The organism is Streptomyces sp. NPDC032472, from assembly GCF_040636955.1.
In the GTDB taxonomy this organism is placed as follows: domain Bacteria; phylum Actinomycetota; class Actinomycetes; order Streptomycetales; family Streptomycetaceae; genus Streptomyces.
In genome coordinates this window covers 41,660-58,916 of the sequence record NZ_JBEZVK010000038.1, presented here as the reverse complement: position 1 = coordinate 58,916, position 17,257 = coordinate 41,660, and the positions used below count along the sequence as shown (strand labels likewise).

Below are 17,257 nucleotides of genomic sequence, written 5' to 3'. Positions count from 1 at the left end.
CGCCCGGCCGGTGCGCTGGGTGACGCGTTTGCGCCGCCGTTGACGATGTGCCGGCCGAGGCGATGCCCTTGTGCCACTCTGCCCGGGGTGGACGGGATAGCCGACGGCCGAGAGCCATGCTGCAGAGGCCGGTGGTGCCAACTAGCGCGCTGATCTGGTGACAACCACCCTGCTTCATCGCGCACCTTCACCCAGGTCGATCGGCACGCCGGGTGACAGGTATCGAGCTTCGGCACAATCGGCGGGCCGCCGACAACGCTCTGGCGGCGGCCCGCTCCCTGATTCCGGACCATGATTGCGAGGCCGATGATGACCACGCCCTGGCCGACCCGGCGCACCGCGCGCCGTACGCTCCCCCGCGCGTCGCCGCGCCCCGCGAGCCGGTCGACCCGGCCCGCATCGGCCGCCGCGTCGTACGGCGCCAGGCGAGGGGCATGGACGCCAGGGCCGTCGCGGCGGCCCTCGAGGACGCGCGGTTCGACGCGAGGCAAGCGTCCCGGTACGAGGATCTGGCCGACGACCTCCGCGGCCCGGCGGAGCTCGCGGAGTGGGAGCGGATCGCCGCGCTGCTCGCCGCTGCCGGTCCGGGCGCCGTGTACGACCCGGACGTCGACGACGTCGTCCAGGCTGAGCTCGCCGCCGACGTCGCGGCCGCCGCCGCCCGGGAGGCCGAGCTGCGCGAAGCCCTCCGGATCGCGGCCCGCGCCAACCACCTCCAGGTGCTGCGGGACCTCGGCACCCTGGACCAGGCCGAGCCGGCCGAAGGCGACGAAGCCGTACGCGACGAACTCACCCGCCGCGCGGGCGGGTACGTCCAGGCCGACGTCGATGCCTGGCTCGCCCACGCCCTCGCCGCGCACCGCGGGCACTACCGCGACCCGGCCGCCCGCGAGGCCGCCGCCGGCCTTCTGCCCCCGCCGGTCCTCGCCCACGCCGCCCTGCTCGGCCAACTCCTCCGCCTGGTCCCCGGCGCCGATGCCGACCAGCTGGCCTTCGCCGCCCGCCTCGCCGCCACCGAACCCGAAGCCGTCGACGCGCTCGCCGCGGTTCTCACCCGCGCCCATCCCGAGGGCTCCTGACCAGGCCCAATGTCCTGTGACAACGAACCTTGTTCGATTGACACTGAAGTTGGACAACCAGCACTTTCCTGTCGCCGAAGTCGGTCCGAGGCGCTCTGACGGTACGGAAGGGTCAGGTTGAGGCGGGGGGCAGATGCGGCACAAGAAGGCCCGCACCGATCAGGTACGGGCCTTCTATAGTCGTCAGCTGTGTGATGCGAAGGTGGCGATCACCCACTCCGTGATGGCACGCCCCAGGCCGGTGAAGAAGCCACCGATTGCAGCAGCTATCACGACGGACTTGCCCTTCTGGCCGGCGTTCTCTCGCTGCGTACCCTTGGTCATCGGGTCCCTTCCAGCTCGTTGGGTCCTGTCGATAGCCCGTCGGTTGGGTTGGACGCCTCCGGCGGGCTGTCCCAATTGCAGCGCCGGAACTACAGTGTTCAGGTATCAGCTGGATCATCCTGGACTTCACGGGGGCTGCAAAGACGATGGCCAACAGGCGGCGTCCGGTGTCCTCGGACATTCCGGCTGGGAGGTTCGCCAGCGAGCTGCGCGAGTTACAGCGTCAGGCCATGGCATCGGCAGGTTCTCTGGAGGCCATGCGCGCGCTGTCGGCCGAGCGAGTGGCGGCAGGGCGCGAGTGGCCCACCAGCAGATCTGCGATCTACGCGGCCTTGAACGGAACGAGTTTGCCTTCCGTGGAGACTCTGTGCGCGATGGTCGCGGCATGGGCACCACGCAGGGCCGCCGATATCGCTACCTGGCTACGTCGGCGCGACGAGGTGCAGGATGAGTCCATTGCGTGGCGAGCAGCCACAGCTCAACGACCAGCTCAGCCAGGCAAGGGGCGGCCTTTCTCCGAGGTCGACGCTGTTGAATCCCCAGTCATCCTTGTGGCCGAGGCCAAGCGGTCGCTCCGCGAGGCGCTGATCGCCAAGAATATGACGGTTTCGGAACTGGCAGCTGAGAGCGGATTGGGAAGGACAACGGTCTATCAGGCGCTTGACCCCTCTGGTGCAGTTCCGTCGCGTCGCACGATCATCAAGCTGGCCGGCCCGCTGGGCATGGAGGCTATGGACCTCTTCAACCTCTTGCTGTCTGACCTTTGATTGCTCGGCGTAGGTCTGGCTGGTGCAGTCTTAGGAACCCGGCGCACCTCGACGCCACTGAAGGGCCCAGCAGGGCATGGCGGTCGTGCTGCACACCAGGCCTCTGCTGCCGTTTACGAGTACACAAGCCATGCCAGGTACGCGAAGGCACAGCGGATCATGCAGAGGGCGACGAGTCGGCCGAGTCACGCGTCCGCTGAGGCTTCTGCATCACGCCGTGGGAGGACCTGCGCGAGGCCCACCTGGCCCGGCTCGCGGCCCAGCCCCGGCCGTCGCCTGATGGCCCCGCAGCACAGCCCGCACCGCGCCCGGATCGCCTTCTCCGACTCCGCCGCCAAGCAGCTGGAGAACATCACCAGCGAGGCCGAGATCCACGCGCTGGACCGCGCCCTGGTCGTCGTCTCCGACGACCCCGACGTCGGCGAGGCCCTGCCCGCCGACAGCGCCGGCCCCCAGCTGCGCCAGTACACCGACGACATCGAGCACGTCCGGCTCCTGTACTGGGTCACCGCGCTGCGCAGCGTGGTGGTCGTGGCGTATGTGGAGGTTTGAGCTCGGCGGGTGTGCGGTTTGTGTGCGGTTTGGGGTGTGGTTCGGCGTGTGGTTTGGTTACTGTGTGTGTAGGCTGCCGGGTGGAGGTGAGCCCTGTGACCACGGAGAACGAGCTGTTCAGTGCGGTGGATGCGCTGCTTGAGCACGTTGCCCAGGAGACCCTGCCGCCGCCTGCCGAGCGGAGGCGGCTCCGCGAGGCCGCCGGGCTGAGCCAGGACCAGATCGCCACTGCCCTGCAGACCCGGCGCGAGACCGTCAGCGGCTGGGAGTCCGGCCGCAGCGAGCCGCGCGCGCCGAAGCGGGGGGCGTACGCCAGGCTGCTGGAAGGGCTGGCGGAGCGGTTCCCGGCTCCGGAGGAGAGTGCCCCCGGGTCTGCCTATGAGTCTGCCTCTGAGGCTGAGCCTCCTCCCGTTTCCGGTTCTGTTGCTTCTGCCCCGGTCGCCGTGCAGGCGCCGGTGCGGGTGCCCTCCGGTGGGGGTGAGGGGCGGTTTCCGCATGGGCCGCTGGTTGTGCTTGATGCTGACGCCGACCGGCAGGTCGTTGCGTACGGTGTCGGCGGGCTGGTGTTGGACGTGCCCGCCAAGTCGCTTCCCGCCCTGGTGGAGTGGGCCCTTGGGGAGGGTGGGCTGGGTGCGGCCCGGCTTGTTGCGAACGGGCGGGACGCCGATCCGGTGCTCGTGCTGACCGATGCCGCTGCCGAGCGGTACGGGCTGCCGTCAAGGCTGTCCCAGGAGGAGCGGCACGCCGGCCGACTGCCGGAGGACCACAAGGTCGTCAAGCAGCTCACCAAGGCACAGTGGCAGCTGACCCGGCGCGGGCTCGGGCCGTGGGCGCGGATCTACCGGCCCGCGCAGGGCGGCAAGCGGTCGTGCGTCCAGTTGTGCGTACTGGGCTGGGACGCGCTCGACAGCCGGTCCTGGGGGCGGGCCGCCGAGCTGCCGCCGGCGGAGCTGGCGCGGCTGCTGGGTACGTACGCGACCCGGGTCATCACCCCGCGCGGGTCGACCGCGGTCAACGGCCTGGAGCTGATGACCGCTCTGCATCCGCCGACCCGGGCCGGGCGGCCCGATGCCGACGGGCGCAGGAAGAGCGAGTACAACCCCGGGTCGCTTGGCAGTCAGCCGGTGGACTGTGCGCCGCCGGAGGCTCCGGACGGGCATCCGCTGCTGGCGCACCTGCCCCGGTTCCACCAGCGGGGCCCGGCCGAGGTGCTGGTGGAGGAGGCGTACGACTGGGCGCGGCCGCTGACCGACGAGGAGTGCCTCAAGCCGTACGTGGTGGGCATTGATGTGAACATGGCCTTTGCCGCGGGGGCGAACGGGGCCGTTGTCGGGCTCGGGGCGCCTGTACATGTCGAGCGGCCTCGGTTCGATGTGAAGGTGCCCGGGTGCTGGTTGGTCGATCTGTCCCATGTGGAGCTCGATCCGCGGTTGCCGTCGCCTTTCACCCCGACCGGTGAGCGGCCCGAGGGGCCGGCCTGGTACGCCACCCCGACCGTCGCCTACGCGGTGGAGCTGGGGTACGAGGTGCGTCCTGCGGAGGGCTGGCTGCGCAGGGAGACCGGACGGTACCTGGACGCCTGGTACCAGCGGCTGCGCGACGCCTATGTCGCCACCATGGCCGACCTCGGTGTCACCACGGGCATGGAGCCGCAGGCCTTCCTGGAGGCGATGGCCCGGCACCGGGAGGTCGACCCGGAGCTGGCGCTGGTGCTGTCCGCGATCAAGGCGACCGTGAAGGGCGGTATCGGCAAGCTCCGTGAACGGCCCCGGGGTGGCGGCTGGCGCCCGGGTCAGCCCTGGCCGGCGCTGCAGCGCCCGACCTGGCGCCCGGACATCCGTGCGGCCGTCATCTCCCGGACGCGGGTCAACATGCACCGCAAGATGGTCAAGATGGCCGGCGCCACCGGGCTGTTCCCGGTCGCCGTGCTGTCGGACTGCGCCGTGTACGCCTCCGACGGGCCGAGCCCGCTCGACTTCCTCCCGTACGAGGACGGCAAGCCCCTCAAGGGAGGCTTCCAACTGGGTGTCTCCCCCGGCATGGTCAAGCACGAGGGGACGCAGACCGTGCTGTGGGCGGAAGGCGTGCGCGAGGAGTACGGGAGCGAGCTCAACCTGGCCCGGTACATCAAGGACGGCCAGATCACGGCCAAGGACAGCGGAGAGTAGGCGGGTCCGATGGCCACGGTCGGCGAAGGGCTCGAGGAGGCGCTGCAGCGGGCGTTCACCCGTCCTGTGCCCAAGAGCGCGGGCGCCCAGGTGCGTTTCCTCGTCAAGCAGTACAAGGGCCGTACCGGGGAGGTCGCCCGGCTGCTCGGGATCAGCCGGCGCACGGTGGAGCGGTATGTGAAGGACCAGCTCAAGCACCCCCGGCCGGAGCTCGCCGCCCGGATCGAGCGGGAGGTGCGCAGGCGGTGGCAGCCGCAGGTGCGGGCCAGGGCGAGGAAGGCCGCCGCCACGACCACCGGCATCATGATCGACACGCGGGCCCGGTTCGGCTACACGGCCGCGCCCGGCACCACCGACGACGCCCGGATGCGCCACCTGACCGTGGCCCTGCCGCCGGAGTTCGCCGGGAGGCTCTTCGACGCCCAGCAGGCGGGGGCCACCGAGCAGCGGCTGCGGCAGATCGCCGCCGAGGGGCTGCAGGAGACCTACTTCAAGGACCACGGGCGGCGGGCCCAGGGGCTGCTGGTCGAGTACACCGAGCTCGAGCACATCGAGTTCGAGCTGTAGGACGCCCGTACCGGGCCTGAGGACCGGCACGGAGCGGATGGGCCCCGTTGCGGTCCGCGCCCGGGTGTCGTCCAGCAGGACGAAATCGGGGGCCCGGTCCGGCTCGGCGAGCAGCCGTGGCTGCGTGCGGTGGCCATGCTCGGATCCCAGGCGCCCGGGAGGGCTCCTCGGCCTCCCCCTCCCCCGGTGCTCCCTCCCCCGGCTCGGGGGACTGAAGCCCGGCGAGCACGCTTCGGTCCCTGTCCCTTCGGTCCCTGCATAAACCTGCAGGTCAGGGGCTCGGGTCTCGGATCACAGGGACCAAAGGGACTCAAATCTCTAGTTATGAGCTACTCAGGCATACCCAGTAATACTTACGCGGGCGCATACACGCACGCACGTAAAGGCTGGAAGTAGGGATTCTGAGTCCCTTCAGTCCCTGGCTGTTGGCAGCTAAGGCTGTGACCTGCGGTTTTGTCCAGGGACTGAACGCGCAGGGACTGAACGAGGGTCTGGGCGATTCAGTACCTGGGGCGGTCCGGCGGAGGACGAGAGGAGCCGGGAAGCCGCTGCCGGGCACAGGGACCGAAAGGGACCGAGGAGTCGGACCGCCGGAGGGTGAGGGACTGAGTCCCTGCCCCGGACCGGGTCGCGACACGCCCGGGTGTGCACTGGCTTTGGAGAAGGGGCTTCTCGGGACAAAGCAGTTGGAAACTGTCAGGGACCGAGGGACTGAAGGGACTGAACTTCGGATACGGCGGAGATTGCATCCCGAGCGGTCACGATCTCTGGGGTAGTCTCCGACATAGTGAATCTTCAGTCCCTCTGGTCCCTGAGGTGCAGGTCAGCGCACACCTCGGAGAACAGCCCCGGGGACAGCAGCAGCCGCCACTAACAATGCGTCAAGGAAGAGCCAGTGCCCGTCCATTCCGAGAGCCTGCCACACGGTGAGAGTGGCAGGACGGCACGGGACGTGGCCGCCTGGATGGCCCGCAGGGGCTACCCGGTGCACCCCCTGGCGCCAGGGACCAAGACGCCCGCCCCGAACTGCCCCGACTGCCGCAGCGCCCAGCACCCGCCGCAGGAATGCCCCTGCCGGGTCCGGGGCCGCTGGTGCCACGGCTTCCACGCGGCCACCACGGACCTGCCCACGGTGCTGCGGTGGTGGGAGACCGAGCCGGCGTTCGGTGTAGGGGTCTCCTGCGGGCCTGCCCGGCTGGTGGTCATCGATGTCGACGCCCACCGCACCCCGCTGCCGGACCGTCAGCGGCTGCTGCCCGGGATCCCCGTCGACGACCGTGTGGACCTGACCGGGCTGCAGAACGGTTTCGACACCCTGGCGCTGCTGGCCGCGTTCCGCTCGCGGCCCCACCCGTGCGACGACGCCTCGACCCTGCGGGTGCGTACGCCCTCCGGAGGCATGCACATCTGGTACCGGGCGCCCAAGGACGGTCCGGGCTTCCGGTCCTCCAGCGGCTCGAGCCCCAAGGTCGCGCTCGCCTGGCAGGTCGACGTCCGGTCGGTCGGCGGATACATCGTGGCGCCCGGGACCCGTACGGCCGCCGGCGTGTACGAGGCCCTGCCGGGCGCGCGGCTGCCCGCGCCCCTGCCGCTCTGGCTGACCGCCGAACTCACCCGCACCGGGCACTCGGTCGGGGCGGGCCCTGCCGAGCCCTCCCGTGGGCCTGTGGCGGCTCGTACGCGGCGGCCAGGGGGCCAGGGACCCGGACGGGCCGGACAGCGCATCCTGGCCCCGCTCATCGACGAGGTGCGCGCCTGCGGGGCCAGCCCCGCGGGAACGGCCTTCAGCGAGAAGCTCAACCGGGCGGCGTTCACCGCGGGCGGGCTGGCCGCCGCGGGCCACTTTGCCGCCGAGGAGTTCCGCCGACTGCTCCTGGAGGCCGCAGACCAGGCACGACCCCACCAGCCGCGCCGGAACCGCCTCATCGTCGAAACAGGGCTGAACGCCGGAAGCAACCGACCCATCCACCCCAAGGAACGCCCATGAGCAGCGCCGAAAGCACGGGGTTCAACGCCCAGGCAGCGGCGGAACAGCTCGCCGCGTTCACCACGGACACCGTCACGCCCGCCCGGCGCCTGCCCGCCCAGCAGGGGACGGCCCAGGCGGCGACGGGGGCTGGCGACTTCATCGCCACGGGTCTGCTGCGCAACCTCACCGACCGGGGCAACGCCAAGCTGTTCGCCCACCTCCACCACGACCGGTTCCGGCACGTGGAGGGACTGGGCTGGTACGTGTGGGACGAGTACCGGTGGAAGCGCACGGGCGGGGAGAAGGCGGCGATCTGGGCCGCCGGCGAGATGGCGGAGGAACTGCCCGACCACGACCCGCGCGGCGTCTTCACCGACCGGGAGCTGGCGCAGCACCGCAAGCGCGCGATGTCCACCTCGGGCGTGAAGGCCATGCTCACCCAGGCCAAGGCGTCGCCCGAGCTCGCCTTGGACCCCGACTCCCTCGACGGCGACAAGTACGCCCTGTGCACCCCGTCGGGCGTCGTGGACCTGCGCACCGGAGACCTGCACAAGCCCGACCCCACCCGGGACCTGCACTCGCGCGCCACGCACCTGGCCCCCGAGGCCATGCCGACGCCCCGGTTCCACGACTTCCTGAACCAGACCTTCGGGGACGACGACAAGGGCAAGGAGATGATCAACTTTCTCCATCTCCTGCTCGGCTACTCCATCACGGGTGACGTGGGCGGCCAGGTGCTGCCCTTCCTGTACGGCGTCGGCGCCAACGGCAAGTCGGCCCTCCTCGACGTGGTCATCAAGATCCTCGGAGACTACGCGGACGTGGCCCCGCCCGGCTTCCTGATGGAGCGGGGCAAGTTCAACGAGCACTCGACCGAGTTGACGGAGCTCCACGGCCGTCGCCTGTTCGTGTGCAGTGAGCTCAAGCCGCACGACAAGTTCGACGAGGCCCGCGTCAAGCTGCTCACGGGCGGCGACCGCCTCAAGGCCCGCCGCATGCGGCAGGACTACTTCAGCTTCGAGCCGACCCACAAGCTGTGGCTGCTGGGCAACCACCGCCCCGAGGTCGGCACCGGCGGGCACGCGTTCTGGCGCCGGATCCGGCTGATCCCCTTCGAGAAGGTCGTCCCCGACCACCGTAAGATCGACAATCTGGCCGAGGCACTGGTCCAGGAGGAGGGTCCCGGCATCCTCCACTGGATGATCCAGGGTGCCAAGGCCTACCTTGCGACCAAGCCGGCCCTGACCGGGCCGAGCGTGGTCCGTACCGCCACGCAGGCCTACGCCACCACCGAGGACCACATCGGGCGGTTCCTGGCGGAATGCTGCACCACGGGGGCGGACCTGCCCGAGCCCCGCGACCTCAAGGTGGAGCAGGGCGCCCTCTACCGGGCCTACAGTGCATGGTGCCTCGACGGCGAGGGCCTGCGCCCCGCCACCACGCGTGCGTTCGCCACGCGTATCCGCGCCGAGGTCGGCGTCGCCTCACCCAGTGAGATGCTCCGTTCGAACGGACAGAAGTTCTATCCCGGCCTGGCCCTCCTGGCCGACGAAGAACAGCCACCGCGCGACGCGAACAGGGCAAACGTGACGTGATCGGCCGACGTGTGCCGCCTCCCCGGGGCGGGCACGCCTACGATGGACAAGGAAGATGAACAGACCCACCAGCCGGCGGTGGCCCACAGGGCCCTGCCGCATACCGGTATCGGCGTCGCTCGCGGCGTGGAGGACCCAGGGGCCCGGAAGGCCCGACGTGAACGAGGAAGGACCCAGGCCATGAGCTCGCTACTGACAGCAAGCGATCTCGCCCACGAGGACAAAGTGGTGTGGCTGGAGGACCCCGAAGAACTCGATTACGTGCGCCAGGCCCTGGACAAGACCCCCCGGCGCCGGGGGAAGCCGCGCTACCACCGCGACGGCCGCATGATCGGCTTCACCGAGCTGGGCGACACCGCGGAAGCGGACCCCGACAGCGGCCTGCAGAAGCGCCGGGTCTTCTACCTGCTCCCCCACGACCGGGACGCCGAGCCCGACGGCCTGTACCGCGAAGGGGCGCCCGGCGAGGCCGTGGACCCCCGTACGATCGCGCCGAGGCAGGTCGGCAGGAAGACCGCGCGCTCGCAGCGCGGGCTGTCCGCTCCCACCGTTGCCTGAACTCGGTCCCTTCAGTCCCTTGGGACCCTTCGTCCTGTTCAGTCCCTGTTTGCTGCCCTGAAGTGTGCACACCTGCGCCCTGTGGTGGCTGAAAACCGCCTGAAGGTAATGGCGAAATTCAGTCCCTTCAGTCCCTTCGGTCCCTCGGGGGGCGTTAACGGCGTTAACGCCGTCAGCGCCCCCGGCGTGGGGTCGGCCTCAGATGCGGGTCATCAGCAGTTCCGTGACGGCCTTGAGGTCGTCCGGGGTGAGGTGGGCCGTCAGGGCGTCCGCGATCGTCTCCGGGGAATCCGTGGCGATCATGATGCGGGGTGTGGCGGGCACGGGGGCGGGCGTGACGGGGACGGGCGCCTGGGGCCGGCCGGGGGCCGGTGTGGAGCGCTGGCGGGGCGGTGCCGGGGTGTTGATCGACTCCGTGGCCGCCGCCTCCTGCTGCTCCTGGGGCAGGCGGCCGATGCGGCGGGCCGGCTCCACCTTCAGCTCCCCCGTGTCGACCTTCTCCTGGAGGGCCGGGGTGAGGTTCAGCAGGGTCAGGCGCTGTGAGACCCAGGCGGGCGTCTTGCCGAGGCGCTTGGCGACCTGGGCCTGGGAGCCGTGGACGTCGACGAGCTCCTGCAGGGCGCGGGCCTGGTCCATCGGCGCCACGTCGACGCGGTGGACGTTGGCGATGAGCGCCGATTCCAGGATGTCCGCCGCCGAGGCGGCCAGGGAGTCGTTGACGTGGATGTGCATCGTCTTCAGGCCGGCGAGCTGCGCGGCCGCGAGGCGGCGGTTGCCGTCGATGACGACGTACGGGGCGCGGCCGAGGCCGTCGGTCTGGCCCGGGTGGGCCTCCATGAAGGCCAGGCGGGTGGCGACCGCGAGGGGCTGGAGCTGGCCGCGGGAGGTGAGGGACTGGGCGAGCTCGTCCAGTTCGGTCAGGTCCTCGCGCAGGTTGAACGGGTTGTGCGCGAGGGCTTCGATGGGGACCTCGGAGGGCGGCGTCACCCCGGAGGTGGGGGCGCCCGTGGCCTCGGCGATGGCGGCGCGGCGGGAGCTGACGCTCACGGGCTGGGCCCGGGCGAAGGACGCCGAGACTCCGAGTTTGTCGGCCTTGCTCATGAGATCTCCCGGGCCAGGGCGCGCAGGGCCACGGCCTGGTCGCCCTTGGGTGCGTAGACGAAAAGGGGCTGCTTCACGCGGACGGCCTCGCGCTGTTCCTTGAGGTCGGGTACGACGGCGACGACGCGCGGATCCTTTATGTCCATCCAGGCCTGGAGCGAGGACGTGGCGATGTAGCCGCGGCGGCCGTCGTAGAGGTTGACGACGAGGCCGAGGTAGTCGATGTCGAGGCTGAGGTCGTCGCGCAGGTCGTTGATCTGGGAGGTGAGGAGGTCGTAGGCGTCGGCCGAGGAGTCCTCCGCCTGGACGACGATCAGCGCGCCGGAGGCGCCCGGCTGCTCGGCGTCGCGGCGGCGGCCGTAGTAGATCGCGGCGTCCATGCTCAGGCCGAGGCTGGGTGGGCAGTCGATGAGGATGACGTCGTAGTCCGACTCGACGGGGGCCAGGGCCCGTTCGAGGGCGGCCTCGCGGGCGCGGACCGTGGAGAGGCGGACGTCGAGGAGGAAGGCGTCCGTGCAGGCGGGCAGGAGGTGGAGGCGGTCGCCGAAGCGGGCGTCCGGGATGGGGACGACCAGGTCGGACAGGGGGCCCTTGGCCTCGCCGGCCATGTGGCAGGTGAGGCTGTCACCGCCGATGGGCAGGGGCTGCTGGCCGAGCTGCTTGGTGAGGTGGCCCTGGGGGTCGAAGTCGACCAGCAGGACGCGCATGCCGAGGCCCGGGAGGTCCTCCAGGTCCAGGGCGTTCGGGTCGGGGGCGGCCGGGTGGGGGCCTGCGTCCGGGGCGTCTGCCGAGGAGAGGCGCGCCAGCTGGCGGGCCACGCGGACCGGGTGGAGGGAGTCGGGGTCCTCGGCGAGGGCCTCCGCGGTGCCGGCGGTGATGGCGGTCTTGCCGACGCCGCCCTTCTGGTTGCACACCACGATGCGGCGGACGACGGAGGGCCGCTTGACCGTGGGGGCCGGGTTCATCTCCAGCCAGAGGCGGACGGCTTGGGCGAGTCCCTGGATGAGGGAGACGCCGCGGTCCTTGGCGTCGGAGCGGAAGGACTCCCACTGGCCGGCCGGGAGCCAGGTGGAGAACGACTCGGCGCCGGAGGTGTCCACGGGGGACGGGGCGGAGGCGAGCGCGCTCCACTGGGCGATGCCCTGGTGGACGGCGTCCTGGATGTCCACGCGGAGTTGGGCGGTACGGATCTTCAACTCCTGGCGCAGCCACGGCGGGAGTTTGGAGACGACCTTCTCTCGGTCGCTCTGAGACGAGGGCGAAGTCATGAGAGGGACTTTACTAACGTTCGCGGCCGGATGTGAGCGCCACGCTTGGGTTTTGCTAACGAAATGCGGCAGGGCGGCCTCGCACCCGCCGTGGCGAGCACCCCCGTGGTTCACCACGGTGCCTGCGAGGCTGCCCTGAGGCGGTGGTCAGCCGGCGACCGGGACCGCGGGGGCGTCCGGGGCGGCGGCCAGCCCGAGTTCGGCTCGGCACGCGGGCGAGCCGGCCGGGTCGAAGAGCGGGATGCGGTCGGCGGGCACGATGCCCGGGAGCAGGAAGGTCCAGAGGTCGATGACCCGGCGGTGGAGGTCCTCACGGCCGGTGCGGACGTGCGAGGTGACCTGGATGCCGGTGAACGAGCCGACGAGGAACGTCGAGAGGGCACCCACGTCGAGCGGCGGGAAGAGGTCGCCACGCTCCTGGGCCGGCGTCAGACAGCTCCGACAGGTGTCGATCCAGGTCTCGTACGGGGTGGGGTCCGGGTGGGTGAAGGAGCCGAACTCGATGACGAGGCGGATGCCGGCGCGGATGCGGACGTTGGTGCGCAGCCCGAAGGCCATCCGGTGCGTCAGGTCGATGACCGTCTGCAGCCCGAGCTCCTCAAGCGCGCCTTCGGAGACCTGGAACTGCTCGTCCATCAGCGTGCGGGCCAGGGCTTCCTTGGACGGGAAGTGGAAGTAGAGCGCGCCCTTGGTGACCCCGGCGTGGCGCACGACGTCGCTGAGGCTCGTGCCGCCGAAGCCGCTGCGGTCGAAGGCGACGGCCGCGCCGTCGAGGATCGCCTGCCGGGTGATCTCGGCGCGTTCCTCCCTCGCCCTCGCCACGTGCGGTCTCCTGCTGGGGGGTTGGTGCCGGGCTGAACGAAGGTCAATTTAGTGGGCGAGCCACGAAAAAAACCAGTCGACAAGTACGTTTTAGCGAGACGGGAGCACCGCTTTGGTAGCAGGTATCCCGGTATGGAAGCAGCGTTAACGGCGTTAATGCTCACCCCGATCACGCCCGCCGACTCCTGGAAGTGTGGGGCGGTTCGTTGCCGCGTTACGGCTGCGGGCGGAGCCTGGGGCGGTGGGGGCATCACGTGATCCGCTCGAGGCCGTGCTCGTCGCCGTACCGATCATCGTGCTCGCATGCGGGGCGGCCGGCGCCCTGATGCGGCGGCTCGGGCAGACGGCCGTGGTCGGGGAGATCCTGGTGGGGATCGTGCTCGGGCCGTCGCTGCTCGGGTGGCTCTGGCCGGCGGGGAGCCGGTGGCTGCTGCCGGGGGAGGTGCTCCCGTACCTGGGGGTGCTGGGGAACCTGGGGCTGCTGATCTTCATGTTCCTCGTAGGGCTGGAGCTGGACGTCGGGCTGCTGCGGGGCCGGGGCCGGGCCGTCCTTGCGGTCAGCCAGGCGAGCGTGTGGGTGCCGCTGTGTCTGGGCGGACTGCTGGCCCTGGCGATGTACGAGGACTTCGCGCCGGGCGCAACCGCGCGGCCGACGTTCGTGCTGTTCGTGGCGGTCGCCCTGAGCGTGACCGCGTTCCCGGTACTGGCCCGGATCCTGGCGGACCAGGGCCTGTACGGAACGCCGGTGGGTGCGCTGGCGATGGCCTGCGCCGCCGTCGCCGATGTCGTGGCGTGGTGCCTGCTGGCCATGGTGGCGGCACTGGCCGGTCCGAACAGTGCCCTGGGATGGGGGATCGCCGGCATGGGAGTGCTGGCAGCGGCATTCCTGGCGGCCATGTGGTGGGCGGTACGCCCCCTGCTCCGCCGGGGCATCGAGCGGTGGGGTGGCGGCCGAGCGGGCGCCGGGGCGGTCGTAGGCCTGTGCAGCGGGCTCTGCCTGGCGGCGTACGCCACCCATGCGATGGGGGTGCACGCGCTGTTCGGGGCGTTCGTGTTCGGGGCGGTGGTACCGCGGGTGAAGACCGTCGAGGTGGCCGCGGCGCGGATGCGGGAGTTCGCGGTGCCGGTGCTGCTGCCGCTGTTCTTCGTCGGGAGCGGCCTCAAAACGGATGTGGGGCTGCTGGGCGACGGCACGGCGTGGCTGTGGGCAGCGGCGGTGCTGGCGGTGGCGGTCGTGGGGAAGTGGGGCGCGGGCACGGGGGCGGCCCTGCTGACGGGCCAGCCGGTGCGGGGTGCGGTGATGGTGGGCGCGCTGATGAACTGCCGCGGGGTGACCGAGCTCGTCGTACTGAACGTGGGGCTCGAGCTGGGGGTCATCGGCGGTGAGGTGTTCACCATGCTGGTGCTGATGGCTCTGGTCACCACCGCGGTGACCGGCCCGACGGTGAGGGCCTTGCGGGGGCGCCGCCGCGGGGCTGGCCTCCGGGGCGTTAACGCCGTTGATGCCCAGGCCTCCACCGGCCCGAGCATTAACGCCGTTAACGGTCTGCCCGGCGGGGGGCCCGAGCGTTGACGCCGTTAATGGCCGAGGGGGGGGGCGCGGGGGCGTTAACGCCGTTAATGCCCGGCCCCAGACGGCCGACGGACGCCAACGGAAGAGGAGCGCGTAGCGATCTGGGGCGCTCCCCGCTCCCGTCAGCCGTGTCGTCGAAGTCTGGTGGAGGCTAGAGCCCCCGGACACCCACCGACCCCGGTCCACCGTGACCCCGCCCCCGCCCCTGGCTCCCGCTGACCAGCCGGTCCCGGTCCTTGCTGGGGCTCTGCCCCAGACCCCGCGCCTCAATCGCCGGCGAGGCTGGATTTGCCGGGCCCACGTCCCAGACGTCAAGCGGAGGCGGGGACCTCCCGGATCCAGAGGGGGATGGTCCGAGGCTTCGCCCGGGGCGTTAACGCCGTTAACGCTGGCCCCGAGGCCTCGCCCCGAGCCGTTAACGCCGTTAACGCCGTTAACGGTAGGCCCGAAGCTTCGTCCGGGGGAGCGTTAACGCCGTTAATGCTGGGTGTGATCATCGTGGGATGAGTGATGAGCCGAGGATCCAGCCCGTCCGCGTGGGCGATGAGCGTGCCACCCTGACCGGTCTGCTCGACTGGCAGCGCGGCACGCTGATGGTGAAGTGTGCCGGGCTGACGGACGAGCAGTTGCGGCGCAAGGCGGTCACCCCCTCCGGGCTGAGCCTGCTCGGGCTGGTCCGGCACCTCGCGGAGGTCGAGCGGGGCTGGTTCCGCAATGTGTTCAACGGTGAGGACGTGCGCGGCTACTTCCCCAGGAACGAGGCGGGGGAGTGGACCGAGTTCCACGTCGAGGACGCGGACCCGGCGGAGTCGTTCCGGATCTGGCGCGAGACGTGCGAGCGGTCTCGGGCGATCGTGGCGGCCGCCGAGTCGCTGGACGCCATCGGGCGCTTCGGCGAGGAGGAGTACTCCCTGCGCTACATCCTGGGCCACATGATCGAGGAGTACGCCAGGCACAACGGGCACGCTGACCTGTTGCGCGAGGCGATCGACGGCGTGACGGGGGAGTAGGCAGGGGTACGCCAGTCACTGGCCGTTCGGACCGCGGGTGGTGGCGTCCACGGCGTCCAAGGCCAGCTGCCACGGGAAGTGCGGCGGGGCGTCGACGCCGGCCGGGCCGGGGACGAAGCCGTTCTCCCCGTACAGGACGGTGACGCCGGCGCCGCGCAGGGTGGCCAGGGACTGGTCGAACTGGGGGTGGGCGGCGAGGGCGGCGTTCGTGCACGGCATCGTGACGACGGGGGTGCCCTTGCCGATCGCCTCGGCGGCGACGCCGATCGCGAAGCGGTCGGTCAGCCCCAGGGCCCACGCGTTGAGGGAGTTGAAGGTCGCCGGGGCGAGGAGCAGGGCGTCGGCTGCCGGCCAGACGTCGGGCTCGCCCGGGAGCTTGTACTGCCAGCGGACGGGGTGGCCGGTCAGGGCGGCCAGGCCGTCGAGGCTGACGCGGAGCCAGTGGGCGGCGGTGGGGGTGAGGCCGAGACAGACGTCCCAGCCGCGGGACTGCGCGTCCTCGATCACGTGGGCCACGTCGAAGACGGGTGGGGCGGCAGAACAGAGCAGGTAGAGCGTCTTGGTGCTGGTCATACCGACATGTGATCACATTCCTTGACCTCAACCACAGTTGAGGCGACATCATCGGCCGCATGACCGAACAGGAACTGGCCGTCAAGGCCATAGCGCAGGTGGTCGCCGAGGTGCAGCGCACCCAGCAGGCGAAGGACGCGGAGGGCTTCCTCGCCCTCTTCCACCGGGACGCCCTGTGGACGACGGGGCACGGCAAGGTACTCATCGGGTTCGATGCGATCGCGGAGTTCACGCGCTCCGTGCTGCCCACGGCGAACTGGGACGGTCAGGTGACGTACGAGGTGGTGCACACCCAGTTCCTGCGGCCGGACGTGGCCGCGGTCAAGGTGCGCCAGCTGTACACGGGCACGGACGGCGAGCCGAAGGGCGAGGGGGCGCCGCTGTACGTGATGACGCGCGACGGGGACGCCGGTCCCTGGCTGCTGACCGCCTGCCAGAACACCCAGGTGCACGCCGAAGCCGAGTAGGCCGTTGCCCAAGCCCTTGCCGCCACTTCGGCATGTACTTGCTAATGTGGAAAGTACATGCCGGGCTGGAAGGTTCGAGAGGCCCGGGGACGACGGAGGGGTGTGCTGTGAGCGGACAGGCCGAGGCGGCCGCGGCGTTGAAGGGGATCGCCCGGATCGAGGCGACGACGCGCGGGCGAAGTGGTTGGTACACCGGCTACTTGTGGCTGTTCGCCGGGTGGCAGCTGGTCCTGGTCCCTGCCGTGCTGCTGTGGCACGGGCCGATCGGTACGGTCGTCAGCACATCGGTGAATGCGCTCGTGGTCTCGGGGTTGTCCCTGTTCGCCACTCGGCAGCCCGTGGTCCCGCGCGGTTTCGCGGGCAGGCACCTCAGAGTGATCGGCGCCTGGACAGCCACCTACCTCCTGTCCCTCGCGGTCGGCTTGACCGTTTTCCTGGACAGCGTCCCCTTCGCCGCCGGCGCTGCCCTCGCGTGCGCGCTGCCGGCCGCCTCCGCAGCCTGGCGGGAGCAGCGAGCCGTATGACGCCGGAAGTCGCGGCCGGCGCAGAGCAGAGTCCTCACCCCCGGCATGCACTCGCACCGCTCCTGGAGTCGGCGGTGCGTCTGTCGATCGTCGCCGCCCTGGTGGCCGTGGAGAAGGCCGAGTTCGCCTATGTGCGGGACCTCGTGGAGATCACGGACTCTGCGCTGTCGAAGCAGGTCTCGCGCCTTGAGGAAGCGGGCTGGGTGGCGGTCGAGAAGGGCCAGATCGGCCGTCGACCGCGGACGTGGCTGCGTCTGACCGAGGACGGCGTGGCCGCCTACCGGCGTCATATCGCCGCACTCATGGCAATCGCCGGCCCGCTGCACTGATACGGAGGCGT

Annotated in this window: 18 protein-coding genes; 13 read left to right on the top strand and 5 right to left on the bottom strand. The window is 70.8% G+C overall.

Features of this window, described 5'->3' with window-relative positions:
• The first annotated feature begins 212 nt into the window (after positions 1-212).
• Positions 213-1,079: a hypothetical protein gene (locus AB0F11_RS24500; RefSeq protein WP_362177531.1), complete on the top strand. Its 867-nt coding sequence runs from the start codon at positions 213-215 to the stop codon at positions 1,077-1,079.
• 183 nt (positions 1,080-1,262) lie between these two features.
• Here the strand turns inward: AB0F11_RS24500 and AB0F11_RS24495 are convergent, their stop codons facing one another.
• A complete protein-coding gene (locus tag AB0F11_RS24495) occupies positions 1,263-1,403 on the bottom strand; it encodes a hypothetical protein (RefSeq protein ID WP_362177528.1) in 141 nt (46 codons plus the stop codon).
• A gap of 167 nt (positions 1,404-1,570) precedes the next feature.
• On the opposite strand from AB0F11_RS24495, the gene AB0F11_RS24490 reads away from it, so the two are divergent.
• The 7 genes from AB0F11_RS24490 (at position 1,571) to AB0F11_RS24460 (ending at position 9,579) form a co-directional block, all read left to right on the top strand.
• Positions 1,571-2,170, top strand: a complete 600-nt coding sequence (locus AB0F11_RS24490) for a helix-turn-helix transcriptional regulator (protein ID WP_362177526.1) — start codon at positions 1,571-1,573, stop codon at positions 2,168-2,170.
• A 279-nt stretch (positions 2,171-2,449) separates the two neighbouring features.
• On the top strand, positions 2,450-2,722 hold the full coding sequence (locus AB0F11_RS24485; protein WP_362177524.1) for a hypothetical protein: 273 nt from the start codon (positions 2,450-2,452) through the stop codon (positions 2,720-2,722).
• Between the two features lie 95 nt (positions 2,723-2,817).
• Positions 2,818-4,890 (top strand): helix-turn-helix domain-containing protein, encoded by a 2,073-nt coding sequence (locus tag AB0F11_RS24480; RefSeq protein WP_362177521.1) that lies wholly within the window; start codon positions 2,818-2,820, stop codon positions 4,888-4,890.
• Positions 4,891-4,899: 9 nt separating this feature from the next.
• Positions 4,900-5,457 carry an XRE family transcriptional regulator gene (locus tag AB0F11_RS24475; protein ID WP_362177518.1) on the top strand — a complete coding sequence of 186 codons (558 nt, stop codon included), beginning with the start codon at positions 4,900-4,902 and terminating at the stop codon, positions 5,455-5,457.
• 952 nt (positions 5,458-6,409) lie between these two features.
• Complete coding sequence (locus tag AB0F11_RS24470; RefSeq protein ID WP_362177516.1) at positions 6,410-7,444, top strand: bifunctional DNA primase/polymerase; 1,035 nt, start codon at positions 6,410-6,412, stop codon at positions 7,442-7,444.
• The gene (locus tag AB0F11_RS24465; protein ID WP_362177513.1) at positions 7,441-9,021 is read left to right on the top strand and encodes a phage/plasmid primase, P4 family; all 1,581 of its coding nucleotides are present in this window, start codon (positions 7,441-7,443) and stop codon (positions 9,019-9,021) included. Before AB0F11_RS24470 ends, AB0F11_RS24465 begins: the two co-directional genes overlap by 4 nt.
• Before the next feature lie 180 nt (positions 9,022-9,201).
• On the top strand, positions 9,202-9,579 hold the full coding sequence (locus AB0F11_RS24460; RefSeq protein WP_362177510.1) for a DUF6009 family protein: 378 nt from the start codon (positions 9,202-9,204) through the stop codon (positions 9,577-9,579).
• 198 nt (positions 9,580-9,777) lie between these two features.
• On the opposite strand, the gene AB0F11_RS24455 is transcribed toward AB0F11_RS24460, so the two are convergent.
• From AB0F11_RS24455 to AB0F11_RS24445, 3 genes are all read right to left on the bottom strand, one after another.
• Complete coding sequence (locus tag AB0F11_RS24455) at positions 9,778-10,680, bottom strand: ParB/RepB/Spo0J family partition protein (protein ID WP_362177508.1); 903 nt, start codon at positions 10,678-10,680, stop codon at positions 9,778-9,780.
• Positions 10,677-11,948, bottom strand: coding sequence for a ParA family protein (locus AB0F11_RS24450; protein WP_362177505.1), 1,272 nt, complete (start codon positions 11,946-11,948; stop codon positions 10,677-10,679). Before AB0F11_RS24450 ends, AB0F11_RS24455 begins: the two co-directional genes overlap by 4 nt.
• Before the next feature lie 147 nt (positions 11,949-12,095).
• Entirely contained in the window at positions 12,096-12,770 is a 675-nt protein-coding gene (locus tag AB0F11_RS24445) for a ScbR family autoregulator-binding transcription factor (protein WP_362177502.1), read from the bottom strand.
• Between the two features lie 241 nt (positions 12,771-13,011).
• Here AB0F11_RS24445 and AB0F11_RS24440 point away from each other — a divergent pair, with 241 nt between their 5' ends.
• Both AB0F11_RS24440 and AB0F11_RS24435 read left to right on the top strand, forming a co-directional pair.
• A complete protein-coding gene (locus AB0F11_RS24440; protein ID WP_362177499.1) occupies positions 13,012-14,343 on the top strand; it encodes a cation:proton antiporter in 1,332 nt (443 codons plus the stop codon).
• A 503-nt stretch (positions 14,344-14,846) separates the two neighbouring features.
• A complete protein-coding gene (locus AB0F11_RS24435) occupies positions 14,847-15,353 on the top strand; it encodes a DinB family protein (RefSeq protein WP_362177497.1) in 507 nt (168 codons plus the stop codon).
• 15 nt (positions 15,354-15,368) lie between these two features.
• Here AB0F11_RS24435 and AB0F11_RS24430 read toward each other — a convergent pair whose 3' ends face one another.
• Positions 15,369-15,926 (bottom strand): flavoprotein, encoded by a 558-nt coding sequence (locus AB0F11_RS24430; RefSeq protein WP_362177494.1) that lies wholly within the window; start codon positions 15,924-15,926, stop codon positions 15,369-15,371.
• A gap of 59 nt (positions 15,927-15,985) precedes the next feature.
• Between AB0F11_RS24430 and AB0F11_RS24425 the strand changes: the two genes are divergently transcribed.
• The 3 genes from AB0F11_RS24425 (at position 15,986) to AB0F11_RS24415 (ending at position 17,246) form a co-directional block, all read left to right on the top strand.
• Complete coding sequence (locus tag AB0F11_RS24425; RefSeq protein ID WP_362177491.1) at positions 15,986-16,393, top strand: SgcJ/EcaC family oxidoreductase; 408 nt, start codon at positions 15,986-15,988, stop codon at positions 16,391-16,393.
• A 107-nt stretch (positions 16,394-16,500) separates the two neighbouring features.
• Positions 16,501-16,917, top strand: a complete 417-nt coding sequence (locus AB0F11_RS24420) for a hypothetical protein (RefSeq protein WP_362177489.1) — start codon at positions 16,501-16,503, stop codon at positions 16,915-16,917.
• 74 nt (positions 16,918-16,991) lie between these two features.
• On the top strand, positions 16,992-17,246 hold the full coding sequence (locus tag AB0F11_RS24415; protein WP_362177486.1) for a transcriptional regulator: 255 nt from the start codon (positions 16,992-16,994) through the stop codon (positions 17,244-17,246).
• The last annotated feature ends 11 nt before the right edge of the window (positions 17,247-17,257 follow it).

Coding starts and splice junctions, on each gene's coding strand:
- AB0F11_RS24435 (WP_362177497.1), top strand. CDS start 14,847: ATGAGTGATGAGCCGAGGATCCAGCCCGTCCGCGTGGGCGATGAGCGT.
- AB0F11_RS24495 (WP_362177528.1), bottom strand. CDS start 1,403: ATGACCAAGGGTACGCAGCGAGAGAACGCCGGCCAGAAGGGCAAGTCC.
- AB0F11_RS24465 (WP_362177513.1), top strand. CDS start 7,441: ATGAGCAGCGCCGAAAGCACGGGGTTCAACGCCCAGGCAGCGGCGGAA.
- AB0F11_RS24425 (WP_362177491.1), top strand. CDS start 15,986: ATGACCGAACAGGAACTGGCCGTCAAGGCCATAGCGCAGGTGGTCGCC.
- AB0F11_RS24455 (WP_362177508.1), bottom strand. CDS start 10,680: ATGAGCAAGGCCGACAAACTCGGAGTCTCGGCGTCCTTCGCCCGGGCC.
- AB0F11_RS24485 (WP_362177524.1), top strand. CDS start 2,450: ATGGCCCCGCAGCACAGCCCGCACCGCGCCCGGATCGCCTTCTCCGAC.
- AB0F11_RS24460 (WP_362177510.1), top strand. CDS start 9,202: ATGAGCTCGCTACTGACAGCAAGCGATCTCGCCCACGAGGACAAAGTG.
- AB0F11_RS24475 (WP_362177518.1), top strand. CDS start 4,900: ATGGCCACGGTCGGCGAAGGGCTCGAGGAGGCGCTGCAGCGGGCGTTC.
- AB0F11_RS24430 (WP_362177494.1), bottom strand. CDS start 15,926: ATGACCAGCACCAAGACGCTCTACCTGCTCTGTTCTGCCGCCCCACCC.
- AB0F11_RS24450 (WP_362177505.1), bottom strand. CDS start 11,948: ATGACTTCGCCCTCGTCTCAGAGCGACCGAGAGAAGGTCGTCTCCAAA.